Genomic DNA, 15,360 nt, shown 5'->3' with positions numbered 1-15,360 from the left:
TTGGGCCGTGGCCGTCTACGGTTCCGGGCGGGCACCCATTGTCCGTCGGAGGGGCGGTGGGATGTCCGGTGCCTTGCATATCCGGCCAAATAAGCTTGCAACTTCTATTTACCAGTCTTTCTTTGGTCCCTTTAGCACTGTGGCCGGCTCGTGTAAAGTAAAACATTTGGAACCTGAGAAAACTCAGGTTCCAATAGAACAAGATTGATCCCATTGGTCAAAGCTTGCAGGAAGCTGGGCGCCTGGCAAACCTTTTGTGGGATCATTTCGTTAAATTTTTAAAACTCCAGGGCCAGTTGCAGGGTCACGGTGTCAACGTCTTCGCCGCTGCCACCGTCAGAGGTGTCATAATCTTCAGCAGTGGCGTATTCCACTGCAGCGGAAAAGTAGTCATTGAATCCCATGCCCACAGAGCAGAGAAGCTTGGATTCCGGTAAAATGTCCACAGCATCTTCAGATCCCTGATATCCCAGGGCAAAGGTGGTCTCTTTTCCTGCCAGTTCAACGGTGTACCCCAGTTCAAGGGCCCAGGCGGCAGGGGCATCTATTTCAGTCTTGTCAGCAAAGGAAATATCATCACTTGCTGCAACATACTCTGCCATGAAAGCGACAGGTCCCATGCATGCAAGGGTGTGAAGGGCGTAACCGTCCACATAATCCACAATTCCGGAATGATCTTCTGCCACGTCAATGAGTCCATCGGATTCAAAAAGGTTATTCATCCAGTCTGCACCAACAGCCAGGGAAAATGTATCGGAGGAATATTCATAAGCAAGGGATGCACCAAAGCAACGGATGGCATCGTCTTCATCAACTTCATCGGAGTCACCGTTGAAGATGTATGCGGCAGCACTGACACCGCCCATGTCAACCCCCACTTGAATGGCATTGTCCACGGTTTCTCCCAGATCCAGGGTCAGGGGATCTGAAATCATGTTTGTTTCATACACACCAAAGGGGAGATACAGTTTTCCGGCCTGGAGATAGTAGGGGATGCTGTCTGATCCGCCCAGTGTGATATGGGCTTCGTCAAAAATCATCTCTTCTTCATCGTCATCCCAGGAAAAAAGCACAAAACCCGTTAGCCAGTCAGTGGGAGTGGCTTCCAGGCCCACCTCTGCCGTGGCAAGGGAGATATCGCTGCTGTCTTCATCATCCACTCCATTGTCCTCAAACCCTACTTCAATCTCAATGCAACCGGACAGATCAATTTTACCCAGATTAATATCGCCCAGATCCATGGCAAACCCTGTACTGCACATACAGATTGCCATAAAAAGCGCTGTCACCATGGCGGCGAATCCCTTTTTGCTGCATGCATCTTTTGTTCTGTTTTTCATCTTAATTCTCCTTAACTCCTTTTAAAAAATAATTTGGACAATAAATGAAAATTACGGCCAATGATGATGCGGCGCAAAAATTTTGTTGATAAAACGCCGGGTATCAAACATAAGGGGAGGTGAAAATTTACAAATAAAGACAACACCCCAAACCGTAATACTAACGATCCGGGATGTCCCATTTTTTATCCGGAGGGATCATTTGAACTGTTTCTTTGTCCACGGGAAACAGCTTTATTTGTCTGGGCAGGTCTTCTGACTTTCCGTCCCCTTCAGCAGCCTTCCCATTTTGTGTTTTTATTGTTTTTTGCAGTCGCCACAGGTACAGGAGACAGCTCAAATATGCATAAAAACACAAAACAGTGGCATTTCATGCCGAAGCGATTTTCCCATTGAACATAATGGAAAAAAGGATTACAGCGGCGGGCCCGTCCCCGAGTTTCACGGGGTTCCCTGTTCAAAAATCCAGAACAAAAAAGCCGTGCTGTCAAGGGCAGGGCCATCCTGAATTTTCTATGCTTACAAAGCACTCAGACAATTTTGGCAGCAACTTTAAGCACTCTTTCTTTGTTTAGTCAATATATTTTTTTGTAAGAAGTTTTTCGTAAATTTCGGAGAAAATTTCTATAAAAAAAGTAATTTTTGGCTTGACATTCCCATTTTTACTTTGTATTTTGCTTTCCAGTGTTATTAGGTGCTATTGCTCAATAGGGAATTCCGTGAAAATCGGAAACGGGCCCACCGCTGTGATCGAGGACGAACACTGCAATATATGCCACTGGATTTAATATCCGGGAAGGCGCAGTCAGTAGAATGATCCGAAAGTCAGAAGACCTGCCTGATGAACAGAGATGATTTATTTGTTACGGGACTTAAAAGTAACAGCTCAATGTCCTCCACATTTACCTGTGAAATGCAAGTTTGTTTGATTTGTGACTCCAGGCTGACATGTGCATGGTGACAAATTTTTTTAAAAATAATTATCTCAGGGCACATTGCATGGGAATGCAGCATTGCCCATAGATCCCATGGATAAAAAAGGGAAATCCACGGATGATTAAATTAATTCGTGGATTTTTTGCGTTTGTGGGGTTTTTTTATATGGAATACCGGGAAAAAAATATTGCCCTTTGGTTTTTATCTGTGTGCGCCATGGTCCAAGATCATGGATGCCGGATGAAATTGCCATGGGGTTTTTCGTCCTTCTGGCGCATCAATCGCCAAAAGGGTACTTTTCTTTTTTGCACCCCTGCTGCCAATACAAAAAAACATGAATATATCTCTATACCTGCTTTTCCTGAAAGGCTCCGGGATCGCGTTGCGGGCGCGTTTATTAAATGTTGTGACAATGTGGTTTCTCCCCTGAAAACGGCGGCACCTGTAAACGTCGGCGGTGCGACGCTGTGGGGGAAAAACTTGATTATGGTTAATATGTCCCGGAGCTTTTCTGGAAATCCCTTAAAAACCGTTACTGATTTTTTCCGGAGATTTCCCAAAATAATAAATCATGACCATCAAACAGGTCATGTGAGTTTCCCGCCTGGTAGTTCTGAGTATCTCCCTCCTCCATCGTCTGGGGAAGAAACACTTTCTGGGCCGCCTGTTTTTCTGTTAGCCCATCTTAAAAAAATTTTTTTTCCTATTATCCACAGGAAGGAATCAAACAGGCAGAAAAAGTTTGTTCAACCAGGAATTGATTTTTTCCCCGGACGCTTACCTGATTTCCATTGGGTGACAACAGGACAAGTTGGATTTAGTGACATGGGTCCGACTTTATCCCTGATATCACATAAAACGGCGAAGAACGGAATACCGGCTGTTCGGACCATAGCTTTTGACAAGATCATTTGGAAAATGTCTAAATTTTTCAAGAACTTTATCGGAAGTGCCGTTGTTTTCTCCTCAAGTAGCTGATGACTTTGCGTATGGGGGCATTGAAACCTCGTTTCAATGCCCCTCATCAGCATTTTTTCATCTCCCGTCAAATTCTATGCCCATAATTTTATTCCCCCCAAAATACCTTGCAGGAATGAAGCGTCATGGGTATAAAGGGGGCAACATAATTTAAGGGTATATGTGTCTTTAAGTTTTTACACCATGTATGGCTGTGAACATCAGCCAGAATGTAAATATGGGGCATTGCCCAGACATTTACATTATCAAGCCGAATATTTACGCCGGAATGAAAATCAAATCAATAAAATCAATAAAAACTGAAACATCGAACAGGATAGACAAATGAAGCTTTTCTTATTAAAACCTGTGCTCTTTTTCAGCCTCTTTTTTTTACTGACAGGTCCATGGGTTGCTTTTTGTTCCCAGACCGCTGAAAAGGTAAAAAAGAAAGTGGACAGTTCCATTGCCACCCGGCAGAAAACCCAGAAGCAACTGGACCGCTGGGAACAGCAAAAGGCAGGGCTGGTGGCTGAATATGAACAATTAAAACAACAGCAGGAACTTTTGGCAGCGGCCAATGTTGAATTAATCACCCAGGCCAAGGCCCATCGCCTTGCCCTGGATGAGCTTATGGCCAGAAAAGAGGCCAATTTAAAAATTCAAAAAGAGATGCTGCCCTTTTTAAAAGAGGTGTATGCCGCCCTTGAGGAGATGGTGCTCAATGATGCTCCTTTTCTAAGGGAAGAGCGCCGGAACCGTCTTCAAAAATTGGCCCTTCTCATGGATGATGTTGATATCTCCATTGCAGAAAAGTACCGAAAGGTGATGGAAGCGCTTTGTGTGGAAGCTGAATATGGCAACACCATTGAAGTTACCCAGGATAAAATAGAGCTTTCCGGCAGTGAGGTCCTGGCAGATATCTTTCGCCTGGGTAGAATTTCTCTGTTTGCCCTTACTCTGGATCAGCAGTCGGCCGGGGTGTTCAATGTGGCGGAAAACAGATGGGATGCACTGTCAAAAGAGCATCTTCAATCAGTGGCTGCCGCCGTGGAGATGGGTAAAAAACAACGCACCGTTGAAGTCATGTCCCTGCCCATCGGGCAACTGGCGAACTAACACTATTTTCCCGAGGACTTTTTATAATGAAACACCCGTACATTATCCATAAAGGCATGGTGTTAATTGCCCTTGTGATCTGCTGCACCTTTGTTCCGGCCGGGGCCCAGGATATGAGGCAGACCCATGTGACCCTTGCCCGGCAAAAAAAGGTAATGCAGGAAAAGGCTGCCCAGGAGTTAAAAGCGGCACGCCGGGAGGCCATTGCCCAGGAAGAAAAGATTAAACAGGATCGCGCCTCACTGATGGCAGCCATCAACGCCATTAAAGCAAAAAATCAACGCTTGAAAAAGGCCAACGCCGATCTTCTGGCAGATATTGAACAGACCAAATCCCGGGCAGACGAGGTCAGAGAATCATTGGCAGAAACCCAGGCCGTTAACCGGGAGTTGTCCGGATTTATTCGCAGCAATGCCAAGGATCTTGAAAGCATGCTTATCCAGAGCCTCCAGAGTGCCCTGGATTTGGAACGTCATACTTTTCTTGCCCCTTTGATCAACCAGGAAAAATTTCCCTCCATGGAAGATATCCGGCACATGGTCTCTCTTTTGTTCACAGAGATTCAAGCATCCGGGGAGGTGAAGCTTACCCGGGGGAGCATTGTTGATCGGCAGGGCAAAGAACGCATGGCAGATCTTTTGCTCATTGGAAATTTTACAGGTATGTATACCTTGGATGATGAGACCGGTTTTTTGCTTTATTCCGACCAGAGTCGGCGCTTTTTTGCTTTGTCCAAACTGCCTTCTGCTCGAATGATTGCCAATATAAAGGCATATATGAATAAAGAAAGTGGAGATGTTGTCATGGATATCTCCAAGGGGGGGGCTTTAAGACAGCTGACCCATGAGTTGAGTCTGTGGGAACAGATTCCCAAGGGGGGGCCCATTGTGTGGCCCATTGTGGGCATTTTGGGCCTGGCTTTTCTGATTCTGCTGGAACGTCTCTTTTTTATGTTGAGAAAACGAATGAATGCAGATGCCTTTATGCTTAAAATCCAGAAGCTCATCAATGAAGATCGATGGGACGAGTGCCGTGTACTGCTGGAATCCAAACGGAAAAAATTAATTCCCAAGGTGTTGCTCACGGCCCTGGAGTTCAAGGACCGGGAGCGGGTGGATATGGAAAATGCCCTGCAGGAGGCCATATTGGGTGAGATTCCCCACATTGAACGCTTTTTATCCACCCTGGGCATGCTGGCGGCCATTGCACCGCTTCTGGGGCTCTTGGGCACTGTTACCGGCATGATCAATACCTTCCATGTGATCACCTATTACGGCACAGGGGACCCCCGCATGATGTCCGGCGGTATTTCCGAGGCCCTGGTCACCACCATGTTAGGCCTGAGCGTTGCCATTCCCATCATGCTTTTTCACACCCTTTTAAACCGAAGGGTGGAGATGCAGATCAGTAAAATGGAAGAAAAGGCTGTTTCCTTTGTGAATATGGTATTTAAAAATCGTAATAGTTGCAGGGAATAGACCCCATGGATGAATTTTTATTTCACATGGAAAGCTACATACGGTCCGGCGGGGTGGTGATGGTTCCCATTCTGGGGGTCTCCTTTATCATGTGGATGCTCATTATCAACCGGGTCTATGTGATGCGAAAGTTGTTTGTTAAGAATATTCCCCGGGCCGAGGCCGGTGAACTGGTGAAAGAGAACCGCATGCCCCCCAAAAAGTACCAGGGAGCCAACTCCCTTCTGGTGAGGGAGTTTTTGTCCAGCAGAACCGGTGATCGGCAGCTGGACGGCTACATACTGGATGAAACCGTACTCCGGCTTGTCATGGAAATGGATCGATATCTGGCCCTCATTGCCGTGTTGTCCGGTGTGGCCCCTCTTTTGGGCCTGTTGGGCACTGTGGTGGGGATGATGGCCACCTTTGATGTCATCACTGTGTTTGGCACCGGCAATGCCAAGGCCATGGCCGGGGGGATTTCCGTTGCCTTAATCACCACCCAGACAGGTCTTCTGGTGTCCATCCCCGGGCTTTACATGAGCGGTTTTCTCAACCGGCGGGCACATAACCTGAAACACCGTATTTCAGCCACAGGCATGTATCTGAGGCGATTTTTATAAGGAAATAACTCATGTTAAATATATCAGCAGCCCGGCGGGGCAAAAAGGGGAATCTGGAACTCAACATTGCCCCTCTCATTGACATGGTGTTCATTTTATTGATTTTCTTTCTGGTGACAACCTCCTTTGTCAAAGAAACCGGTGTGGATATCTCCCGCCCGGCAGCCAGCACTGCGGTGAGTAAAACAGGCACCACCATTCTCATTGGCGTTACCCGGGACAATACCGTGCACATGGATAAACGGGAAATAGATCCCAGGGCTGTCAGGGCCAATGTGGAACGTGCCCTGGCGGAAAATCCCGAGGCCAGTGTGGTTATTGTGGCAGATAAAGACAGTGTCACCGGGCTTGTGATCAATGTGATGGACAACTGCAAACTGGCCGGTGCGGAAAATGTGGCCCTGGCAGCCAGTCTGCCCCAGGGGGGATAGGCCGTTACCCATGAATTCAACCCATTATATTGATACCCCGTCCACACCGGAGTCTGTAGGGGTTCCACCCGGGAAAAAAGTGGACAGATCGTTATGGACCTCCTTTGTGGGCTGGGGGCTTGCCATTGCAGTGTCTGCCCTTTTAAATATCACCTTATTTGGCCTCATGCCCGGACTCATTCATATGATTCCCAAGGATCAGGATGCCCTTGAAGATATCAACGCCATCCAGGTGATTCGCATAAAGCGCCAGGAAACGCCGCCCCGTAAAAAAGAACTTAAAAAACCCAAGCCCAAACAGGAACCCAAACGGGTGAAAACCACCACCCCCACCAAGGTGGTGCAGCAGAAAAAACTGCAACTCAAACCCCGACTGCCCTTTAAACTCAATCCCAAACTGCCAGCCACCGCCACCAGCCTTACCATGCCGCCCATGGAAAGTTTTTCCATGGAAGCACCCACATTAAAGGGGCTTTACGAAATGGGAGAGCTGGACAGTCCGTTGACTCCCCTTGCAAAAATTCCTCCCATTTATCCCATGCGGGCCATGCGTCGGGGCATTGAAGGCTGGGTAACAGTGAGATTTCTGGTTAACAGCCGGGGCAGGGTGGAGCAGGTGAAGGTGGTTGAAGCGGACCCCAAAGGTGTATTTGAGAAAAGTGTCATCAATTGTGTTTCCCAGTGGAAATTTAAACCCGGCACTGTGGAGGGGGAACCTGTGAATACCATGGCGGAAACCACCATTCGATTTGAGTTGGAGAAATGATGATACACCCCAAAGACAGATGGTCCTTATTTGCGAGTCTTATTATTTTACTGGTGATCATGGCAGGGTTGCCTCTGGGGGCCGGTGCCGGAGAACAGCTTCCCCTGGGGGCCGCCATGTGCATCAATAAAGTGGAATCCCTGATTCAAAAGGGAAAATTACAGGAAGCTGTTATCGTTCTTGAGAATTTTAAGGCCAAACAAAAGGGTGTTGATCCCGGGACGGCTGAGAAAAAAGGGTATACCCACTATTATATTGATTTTCTGCTTGGCAACACCTGTTTAATGTGTTCTGAAAAAAAGGGTACGGGAAAGACCGGGACCTGGCTGAAACGAGCGGCCCGGGCCTATGATCAGGCCGTGAAAAAAAAGCCGGATCTTTCACCGGCCTGGCTTAATCTGGCCAAATGCCGCTACGATCTGGATCAAATGAACAAAGCGGCCCGGGCCTTTGTAAAAGGGTATGATGCAAGCCCGGAAAAAAACGCCAGTCACCTTTATTATGGGGCCATCTGCTATTTCCAGGCCAATGACCATTCAAGGGCCTTAAAGACCTTTAACCGTCTCATAAAAAAACATCCCAAATCGTTTTCCCCGGCATGGCGGGAAAATTATGTGAGCATCCTTTTTGCCATGGATAAAAACAAAACAGCCCTTCCCCATGTGGAGATTCTGGCCGGAAAGTTCACCGGTGAGAAAAAGAAAAAGTGGCAGGAAATTTTGTTGTACCAGTATTTGAACCTTAAAATGAGCAAAAAAGCCCTGGCATATGGAAAAATGCTCACCCGCACCGACCCCACGGAACCCAAGTGGTGGAAGGCCGTATCCCATCTTTATCTTAATCGTAATGACATGAAAAACGGGCTGAGTAATTTACTGATTTATTCTTATTTGACCCCTCCCACCCGGGAAGAAAAAATTCTCATGGCCGATCTTTATCTTTCCCTGGGTATTCCGGCCCGGGCATCGGTTTTTTATGAGAAAATTCTCAAGGACAAAGAGGATCTCACAAAGATAAAGCGCATCATACAGGCTTACACCGCATCCCATGAACCTGAAAAAGCCCTGGCCTGGATTGACAGGGGCCTGGCTTGGAAGTCAGATTTTGATCTTTTAAAGCAAAAGGCCGCCTTTCTTTATGAGCTGGAGCAGTATGACAAGGCCGCCTCGGTGTACGAACAACTGGCCGGGCGCTCCAAAAGACCAGGTGAATATTTTTTGCTTTTGGGCTATTGTGCCTGGAACCTGGAGCAGATGGATCGGGCAAAGAAGGCCTTTGAAAGGGCCGCTAAATTTGATAAACAGAAAAAATCAGCCTTGCTGGCCATTGCGCAATTATCAAAGATGGTTAAGTGATCCTAAGAAAGCAGTCTTTTTTCCTGTAACTGCCATGGGCAGACCGAGGTCAGAATAAGGCCTGCCCATGGCAGTTTATATGAAATACTCCACAAACCGGGGGGGTATTTCAAACTTTGTTGTGGGCGGAGCCGGATCAGAATACGGTCCGCCCGTGGCGGTTATTTAGAAATTAACTTCCATTTTTCAAAAATAGCAGTAACCGCAGCAGAATCCTCCACAGTAAACCCAATACGGCACCATCCCTTGTGAAGGGTGATACGAAAAATCATGTCTCGCTTGGGTCTGCCCGAATCCCAGGGAAACCAGGTCGTAAAATCGCCGGTACCATGGATGCGCCACTTGCCGCTCATTAAGGTGGGCTTTAATGTTTCCAGCTTTTTGATGTTGCTGATATCAATTTGTTTGTCACCCAGGGGAAAATAATAATGTCGGAACAGGATGGTATCCTGTGTGATTTCAACCAGTTTATCTTTGTAAACGATTCGTTTCATTGGCGTTTTGTTCCTTGGGATGTAAATATTCGGTTTGGGTATGTAAATGTTTGGACAGTGCTCCATATTCACCTGTTTGGGACTGCGTAGCATACTATTGCTATGTGAGCAGGCCAAAACAGGTGAATATGGGGTGCTGACCGAATATTTACCTTGGGATTTATGGGTTTATTCTGGATCAGTCAGGTCTGGCACAACAAGGTCATAAAATCCAGCCGGTCCTGGAATTTTTTGGACCGGGTTTCATTTGAGTCAAGCATTGCCCGGCAAACACCAGAGGCGGTGTTCAGGTTTTCCTTCCATCGGTCATGGGATTCCGGGGGCTGGCAGATAAACCCCATATTATGGCCGGCCACGGCAATGTTGATGCGCTCCAGGGTTTTGGCTGCTGCCACGATCTGCCAGGAGGGTTCAATGTGCCCGGCACAGGAAAAAAGTACATCACATCCCAGTTTGGCATGGGCCACGGCCACCTCCGGGTGGGTCAATTCGTCAGGGGTGCAGATACCGGCACGGATGGGTCCCATGTCCACAATGGTGCGGTAACAATCTCCACCGGGAAGGGCGTTTGCCTTGCTGATGCACTCCTTTGTCCAGTTGTTTCCGTGGTGGTACACCATGCCGTCCGGGGTCATGAAAATTTGTCTGGAGGCCCCGGCTTCATCTCTGAATCCCAGGCACACCGCTTTTTTTGAGTCCTGGATTTGCTGTTTAATAACGGGAAGCAGTGCCATGACATTTTTTTGGTGGGGAAGTTCTGGAAAAAGCAGCACGCCAAGATTGGATTTTTCCGGGATTTGGTGTTTTTGCACAATATTCAGGATGGACTGAAGCGTGGCAACCTGGGTGTAGCAGGATATTTCATAAAGGCCCGGAGGGGCAAGATCGTAGTAGGAGGTGTAATCGCCACCACCATAGGTGACATGCCGCATGTCCAGATAGATGGGCCGGTATCGTTCCGGATGGCGCTGTTTGAGTCTTTCAAAGCGCTTTGTCCGGGCCAGGCGCCCCTTTTCCAGGGGAATATTCACGGTCATCAAGGCAGAGCTTGATGATTCCCGGTTCAGAAGGGTGCGGCCATGGGGATCAAAGGCGCAGGAAGGGGCGTTTTTGCAGGACATGGTGCGATCCCTTCCCCCCCGATTGCAACCCACCATGTAAACACCATTTTCCAAAGCCCGGACCCGCCACAGTTCTGCAGGATCCAGCCCCCCCCGGGGCCAGTTGGCCGGGGCAATGATGAGGTCGGCTCCTTTAAGGGCGGTCTGACGAGGCATGAGTCCATGGTAGGTATCTGAACAGATCAACACACCAATTCTTCCCCAGGGGGTCTCAAAAAAATTATCCTGCACGCCGTTACCCGGGCAGGCCCATCGGGTTTCTGCATTGATTTTATGGTATCTACACACAATATTACCCCCGGGGTCCAGAACCAGGGCAGAGTTGTAATAAATGCCGCTTTCAGCGTCTTTTTCTGCAAATCCCAGGCAGATGAATACACCATATTTTTGGGCAATGGCCTGCAATCCGGTCATGGTGGGGCCGCTGTCTGTTTCCACATGGGGGGCAATGTCTTCCAGGGATTGGAAACTATATCCGGGAATGGCCATTTCCGTGTTAACGATGAGTTGATGGCCTTTTTGGGCAGCTTTTTCATTGAGTTGTAAAAGTGTTTTGCGGTTCAGTTCTGGATTTTTATACCGGACATCCAGGTGAACCAGTCCGATTTTCAGTTGTTTTTCCATTTCTCTTTAAATCCCATGGCCATGGCCTGGTAAAGCAGTTGCAGCAGATGGATATCATCCACTGTGATAAGGGTTTGGGAAAGACGTTGGTAATAATCTGGAATTTGATGGATATTTCCAGAAACAGCCGCTGCCAGCTGTGCACCCTGGCTGGACCATATCTCTTTCATGCATCCTTTGGGCAAAATGCCCCAGGCCCACTTGTCCCGCAGGTGCATCAGGGCTGCAGCAGCAGCCACGGCAAGGGGGTCCCGGTTGACACTGTCAAAATTATTTTTCAGCAGGGTGGCTGTTTTTTCATCCAGAAATTTGCTGATTCCTTCCAGCATTTTTGTCTTATCCGTACCCAGGCGTTCAATATGAATCTTTATGGACCGTTGGCCCTGGGGTGTCAATTCATTTTGAAGTTTCAGTGTTCTTTTCACCGCTTTTTTAACGGTTTTGCCGATGAGTTCTCCAAGTTTTGTGTGTTTGCCTGAACTGGTCAGGGGTATTTCATCCCCCTGTTGGCAGGCTATACCCATCTGATCCGTTCCGGTACCGGTGGCAAGTTCCGGTGAATACCGGGAATTAACGGACAGTTCCTGCAAGGCGGCACTTTTGGCTTCCGTGGCTGTGATTATGGCCCGGACAAGGGCGCCCCGGTTAAGGGTGCGATTGATAAAGACCATGATGTTGATGGTGCCGGGGGTGGGCTTTTTATCTGGATGGGATTCATGGATAAAGGTGCCGTCTGTTTCATGATAGTGGGCTGGGTCACCGGCTCTTCCTGCATTGGCTTCCACACCTCCGGTGGCAACGGCAACCACGGTGAGTTCCTTGAATTCCAGGGATTCCACTGCGGTGTAATTCATATTGGCGGCTGTTCCCAATGATGCGCAGGTGGTGTGATCCAGATCTTCTTCCCTGCAGATGCGTTCAAGATAGGCTTCCGGCTCCCGGACAACGGAAGCGGCCCGGGCCAGGGTGTGATTGCAGGGTTCACAGGATTGGTGGTTGAGCAATGTGGTGATGTCATCCCGAAGACCGCCGTTGATCCGGCAGGTGGAGACCACGGCGTGGGGTATATTGAACCGCGCGTATACTTTTTTGTTGTTCCTGTGAAGGGTCAATGCATCGTAATAGGTACCCAATAGCACTTTTATCTCCTGTTTTTTTTTATAAGAAAGTAATTTTAAATATCATAATTTCAGACATATACAGAACGGTAGAACCATTCGGATATTTTTATAATAGACTTTCATTATTTGTTGTGATGCAGCGCATCATGACCGTTATATGAAATACTCCGCAAACCAGGGGTGTATTTCAAACTTCGTTGTGGGCAGAGCTGGATCAGACTACGGTCCGCCCGTGGCGGTTTTATATGAAACTCCGTCCAAAGATCTGTAATAATTAGAGTTTTATTTTTCGTTGTGGGCAGGCCAAATCCCAATATGATCTGCCCATGGCAATTATTAGAAAATGCAGCCTCAAATCAACCTCAGCAGAGCCGCCCCCCGACGGGCAATAGGAACCGGACAATTGAGCTGTCTACAGTTCCGGTCCGGGCCCATTGCCCGTCGGGGGGCGGCGGTATAGTACCATTTGGCTCCGCGTCTACGACCCTCCATTTCTTGTGTCCGACAGGACATGCCCGTTATATTCACTCCGTAAATCTGTGGAGGCGGAGACAGATTTAAAAATCTGTCCCCTGGGCGTTATACGCATTTCTTCAGTAGCAGGTGACAGAAGATGCCGCCCGCAATATCACGCTAAATTAGAATGTATAGGATAGTGCCACCTTAAAGGTTCTTTCCGGCATAATATATCCCCGGACCCATTCATAGGTCTGATCAAACATATTCAACACATTAACCTCAATACCGTAATTATCCATGAAGTCATACTTCAGATTCAGATCCCAGAAACTAAAGGAACCCTTTTCTTCGTCCACATAGGTATCATAATTGGTGATCATCTGGGGCCCCACCAGCACATGGGACAGGGCCATGCCCCAGCCTTTGTGGTTAATGTTCATACCTGATTTGATTTCATAGTCAGAAATGTAGAGCAAGTCCTCATGGGTGTCTTTATCCTCAAAATCAGTGTTAAAGGTAATGTTGGAATAAAGGCTCACTAAGGGGTCCCAGTTGAATAATTGGCTGAGATTGCACTTGAGGTTGATATCAAATCCCTGGAGTTCAGCTTCTCCGCTGTTTTCCCAGGTGGTCCAGGTTTTGTTGTCATACTCTGTGGAGGTGGTGACGATTTTATCTTTGTAATCGGTGTGGAACCAGGTGACACTCAGGTCCGCAGCATGGAAGAAAAGATCAAATCCCACATCCCAGGTAAGACTGGTTTCCGGGTCCAGATCCGGATTTCCCAGATACCGGGAAACAGATCCCCATGATTCTTTTTCATACATGGCAGACAGTTGATCTGCTGAGGGCGCCTTGAACCCTACCCCTACATTGGTGCGCACCTTGAGCATTTCATCCATGAATTTCATGGAAACACCGGCTTTGGGAGAAATATGATCAAAGCTTTCGCTTCTTTCGTTGATGCTGAGCAGGGTACCGGTTTCCGGGGATTTGGTGGTCAAATCAAAATTGTCATACCGGGCTGCCAGAATCACGTTGAGTCGATTGTCCATGAAATCCATGGAGTCCTGGAGGAACAATGCCTGGGTATCGTACTCCATGCCCGGTGTATAGGGCAGGGAAGGGGAACCGCCGGAAACGCCCTTTGATTCTTTTTCCAAAGTTTCCAGGGTAAAGCCCATTAAAAGGGTATTCCACGAAGCAAGGGCATAGGTGAACTGCTGATCTGTTCCCCAGGTGTCATCGGTGTATTCTGACTGGGACAGATCCGGATCAGGAGATCCATAGTACCAGTGGTTTTTGTCCCATAGATAATAGCCCATGGCTTTCCATTTCAGTTTGCCGTCAAGATAGGCGCCGTTATATTCCAGGTCAAAGAATCTATGACTTTTATCATATTTTGAAACAGCATCTTTTACATAGTTGGAGTAGGTGGTGTAATTGTCCCAGGAAGGGTAGGTCCCGGTGAGGTCTGCCATGTCAAACCCCAGACGGAACATGTGGTTGTCTGCCGGGGCAAAGGTGATGTTACCGCCGATTTTTTTCTGCATCTCCGATGTATTGTAAACAGTGCCGAATTCGGGGTCATCATAGTCATCCACGTCGGAATATGATCCAGACAGGTCATACCCCCATTTTTCATTGATACCGCCCCCGCTGTAGATGCTGGTTTCAGACCAGTCAAAACTGCCAAATTCCTGGGTCAGGGTGGTTTTAATGTCTCCGGTGCTTTTTTTGGTGATCACGTTGACCACACCGCCCATGGCAGCAGAGCCATACAATGCCGAAGAGGGCCCCTTGATGATTTCGATTTTTTCGATGCGGGCGATATCGATCTTGGCAGCATTACCTGTTCCCAGGCGGTGGCCGTCCACCAGCAGCAGAACATAGCCTTTTAAGTCATCTCCGTGGGCCTCGGTTCTGAATCCCCGGATGCCGATGGAGGTGAGCATGCCGTTGTACTTGTGCAGATGGCCTGTGGTAAATTTTCCCAGAAGATCTCCCAGGTTCAGTGCACCGGACTGTTCAATTTGCATCTGGGAGATCACTTCCACATGGGTGGGGACATCAATGGCTCTGGCATCTTCTCGGGTGGCTGTTACCACCATTTCTCCCACCTGAGCCACCTCTTCCGTGGTTGCCCATGCCGGGTTGAAACAGGCCAGGGCCAGCATGGTTGTAATAAAAATCTTTTTCATTTTTCCTTCCTCTACTGAAATAAACAATGGGTCCGGAAAAATTCCCGGACCGATGGGTATCGACCCGGGATGTCCCTGTTTTATCCACGGATGTTTATTGGATATCTTTCTGTCCACGAAAAATATCCTGTTGATTATCAAGGCAGGTCTTCTGACTTCCAGATCATCCGTTTTCCGCACCTTCCCATTTCAATCTTTGAAACAGTGGTTTATCTGCGGCGTTCGTCCCTGGTCACAGCGGCGGGCCCGTCCCCGATTTTAACGGGGTTCCCTGTTCGGCAAATCAGGCTATTGACGGATAGAAAATAACCTTTATGCACCTTGATAAATAAAAATATAGTTTAAGTAATTGGGTA

The 15,360-nt window shown here is 48.0% G+C and carries 12 protein-coding genes and 3 riboswitches; of the genes, 7 read left to right on the top strand and 5 right to left on the bottom strand.

Annotated features, from left to right (window positions below; genetic code table 11):
- Positions 1 to 278: 278 nt before the first annotated feature.
- The gene (locus B9A32_RS01835) at positions 279 to 1,340 is read right to left on the bottom strand and encodes an LbtU family siderophore porin (RefSeq protein WP_084066654.1); all 1,062 of its coding nucleotides are present in this window, start codon (positions 1,338 to 1,340) and stop codon (positions 279 to 281) included.
- A gap of 228 nt (positions 1,341 to 1,568) precedes the next feature.
- Positions 1,569 to 1,824: riboswitch (cobalamin riboswitch) on the bottom strand.
- A 192-nt stretch (positions 1,825 to 2,016) separates the two neighbouring features.
- Positions 2,017 to 2,196, top strand: a riboswitch (cobalamin riboswitch).
- 197 nt (positions 2,197 to 2,393) lie between these two features.
- Here B9A32_RS01835 and B9A32_RS01830 point away from each other — a divergent pair.
- The 7 genes from B9A32_RS01830 to B9A32_RS01800 all read left to right on the top strand — a co-directional run bounded on the left by B9A32_RS01830 (position 2,394) and on the right by B9A32_RS01800 (position 8,984).
- Positions 2,394 to 3,254, top strand: coding sequence for a hypothetical protein (locus B9A32_RS01830; RefSeq protein ID WP_084066653.1), 861 nt, complete (start codon positions 2,394 to 2,396; stop codon positions 3,252 to 3,254).
- Between the two features lie 324 nt (positions 3,255 to 3,578).
- A complete protein-coding gene (locus B9A32_RS01825; protein ID WP_084066652.1) occupies positions 3,579 to 4,352 on the top strand; it encodes a DUF3450 domain-containing protein in 774 nt (257 codons plus the stop codon).
- A 26-nt stretch (positions 4,353 to 4,378) separates the two neighbouring features.
- Positions 4,379 to 5,830 carry a MotA/TolQ/ExbB proton channel family protein gene (locus B9A32_RS01820; RefSeq protein ID WP_139795667.1) on the top strand — a complete coding sequence of 484 codons (1,452 nt, stop codon included), beginning with the start codon at positions 4,379 to 4,381 and terminating at the stop codon, positions 5,828 to 5,830.
- Between the two features lie 26 nt (positions 5,831 to 5,856).
- Positions 5,857 to 6,432 carry a MotA/TolQ/ExbB proton channel family protein gene (locus B9A32_RS01815; protein WP_232366994.1) on the top strand — a complete coding sequence of 192 codons (576 nt, stop codon included), beginning with the start codon at positions 5,857 to 5,859 and terminating at the stop codon, positions 6,430 to 6,432.
- Positions 6,433 to 6,443: 11 nt separating this feature from the next.
- Complete coding sequence (locus tag B9A32_RS01810) at positions 6,444 to 6,863, top strand: ExbD/TolR family protein (protein ID WP_084066650.1); 420 nt, start codon at positions 6,444 to 6,446, stop codon at positions 6,861 to 6,863.
- 10 nt (positions 6,864 to 6,873) lie between these two features.
- Positions 6,874 to 7,629, top strand: a complete 756-nt coding sequence (locus B9A32_RS01805) for an energy transducer TonB (protein ID WP_170923663.1) — start codon at positions 6,874 to 6,876, stop codon at positions 7,627 to 7,629.
- Entirely contained in the window at positions 7,626 to 8,984 is a 1,359-nt protein-coding gene (locus B9A32_RS01800) for a tetratricopeptide repeat protein (protein ID WP_084066648.1), read from the top strand. The genes B9A32_RS01805 and B9A32_RS01800 overlap by 4 nt, the downstream gene beginning before the upstream one ends.
- 161 nt (positions 8,985 to 9,145) lie before the next feature.
- Here B9A32_RS01800 and B9A32_RS01795 read toward each other — a convergent pair whose 3' ends face one another.
- The 4 genes from B9A32_RS01795 to B9A32_RS01780 all read right to left on the bottom strand — a co-directional run bounded on the left by B9A32_RS01795 (position 9,146) and on the right by B9A32_RS01780 (position 15,004).
- Positions 9,146 to 9,478 (bottom strand): hypothetical protein, encoded by a 333-nt coding sequence (locus tag B9A32_RS01795; RefSeq protein WP_084066647.1) that lies wholly within the window; start codon positions 9,476 to 9,478, stop codon positions 9,146 to 9,148.
- A gap of 182 nt (positions 9,479 to 9,660) precedes the next feature.
- Positions 9,661 to 11,223, bottom strand: a complete 1,563-nt coding sequence (locus B9A32_RS01790) for a carbon-nitrogen hydrolase family protein (protein ID WP_084066646.1) — start codon at positions 11,221 to 11,223, stop codon at positions 9,661 to 9,663.
- Positions 11,208 to 12,356 (bottom strand): adenosylcobinamide amidohydrolase, encoded by a 1,149-nt coding sequence (locus B9A32_RS01785; RefSeq protein ID WP_408607017.1) that lies wholly within the window; start codon positions 12,354 to 12,356, stop codon positions 11,208 to 11,210. Before B9A32_RS01785 ends, B9A32_RS01790 begins: the two co-directional genes overlap by 16 nt.
- A gap of 626 nt (positions 12,357 to 12,982) precedes the next feature.
- Positions 12,983 to 15,004 carry a TonB-dependent receptor plug domain-containing protein gene (locus tag B9A32_RS01780; RefSeq protein WP_139795666.1) on the bottom strand — a complete coding sequence of 674 codons (2,022 nt, stop codon included), beginning with the start codon at positions 15,002 to 15,004 and terminating at the stop codon, positions 12,983 to 12,985.
- Between the two features lie 124 nt (positions 15,005 to 15,128).
- Positions 15,129 to 15,343, bottom strand: a riboswitch (cobalamin riboswitch).
- Positions 15,344 to 15,360: the final 17 nt, after the last annotated feature.

This window comes from Desulfocicer vacuolatum DSM 3385 (genome assembly GCF_900176365.1).
GTDB classification, from domain to species: Bacteria; Desulfobacterota; Desulfobacteria; order Desulfobacterales; family Desulfobacteraceae; genus Desulfocicer; species Desulfocicer vacuolatum.
Note: the sequence above shows the minus strand (reverse complement) of the source record. Positions and strands in the feature narration are given on the sequence as shown.

What these genes read in the sequence shown, in the direction of transcription:
- B9A32_RS01795 (WP_084066647.1), bottom strand. Translation starts at nt 9,478, where the DNA reads ATGAAACGAATCGTTTACAAAGATAAACTGGTTGAAATCACACAGGAT.
- B9A32_RS01825 (WP_084066652.1), top strand. Translation starts at nt 3,579, where the DNA reads ATGAAGCTTTTCTTATTAAAACCTGTGCTCTTTTTCAGCCTCTTTTTT.
- B9A32_RS01810 (WP_084066650.1), top strand. Translation starts at nt 6,444, where the DNA reads ATGTTAAATATATCAGCAGCCCGGCGGGGCAAAAAGGGGAATCTGGAA.
- B9A32_RS01780 (WP_139795666.1), bottom strand. Translation starts at nt 15,004, where the DNA reads ATGAAAAAGATTTTTATTACAACCATGCTGGCCCTGGCCTGTTTCAAC.
- B9A32_RS01815 (WP_232366994.1), top strand. Translation starts at nt 5,857, where the DNA reads ATGGAAAGCTACATACGGTCCGGCGGGGTGGTGATGGTTCCCATTCTG.
- B9A32_RS01805 (WP_170923663.1), top strand. Translation starts at nt 6,874, where the DNA reads ATGAATTCAACCCATTATATTGATACCCCGTCCACACCGGAGTCTGTA.
- B9A32_RS01835 (WP_084066654.1), bottom strand. Translation starts at nt 1,340, where the DNA reads ATGAAAAACAGAACAAAAGATGCATGCAGCAAAAAGGGATTCGCCGCC.
- B9A32_RS01830 (WP_084066653.1), top strand. Translation starts at nt 2,394, where the DNA reads ATGATTAAATTAATTCGTGGATTTTTTGCGTTTGTGGGGTTTTTTTAT.
- B9A32_RS01790 (WP_084066646.1), bottom strand. Translation starts at nt 11,223, where the DNA reads ATGGAAAAACAACTGAAAATCGGACTGGTTCACCTGGATGTCCGGTAT.
- B9A32_RS01800 (WP_084066648.1), top strand. Translation starts at nt 7,626, where the DNA reads ATGATGATACACCCCAAAGACAGATGGTCCTTATTTGCGAGTCTTATT.
- B9A32_RS01820 (WP_139795667.1), top strand. Translation starts at nt 4,379, where the DNA reads ATGAAACACCCGTACATTATCCATAAAGGCATGGTGTTAATTGCCCTT.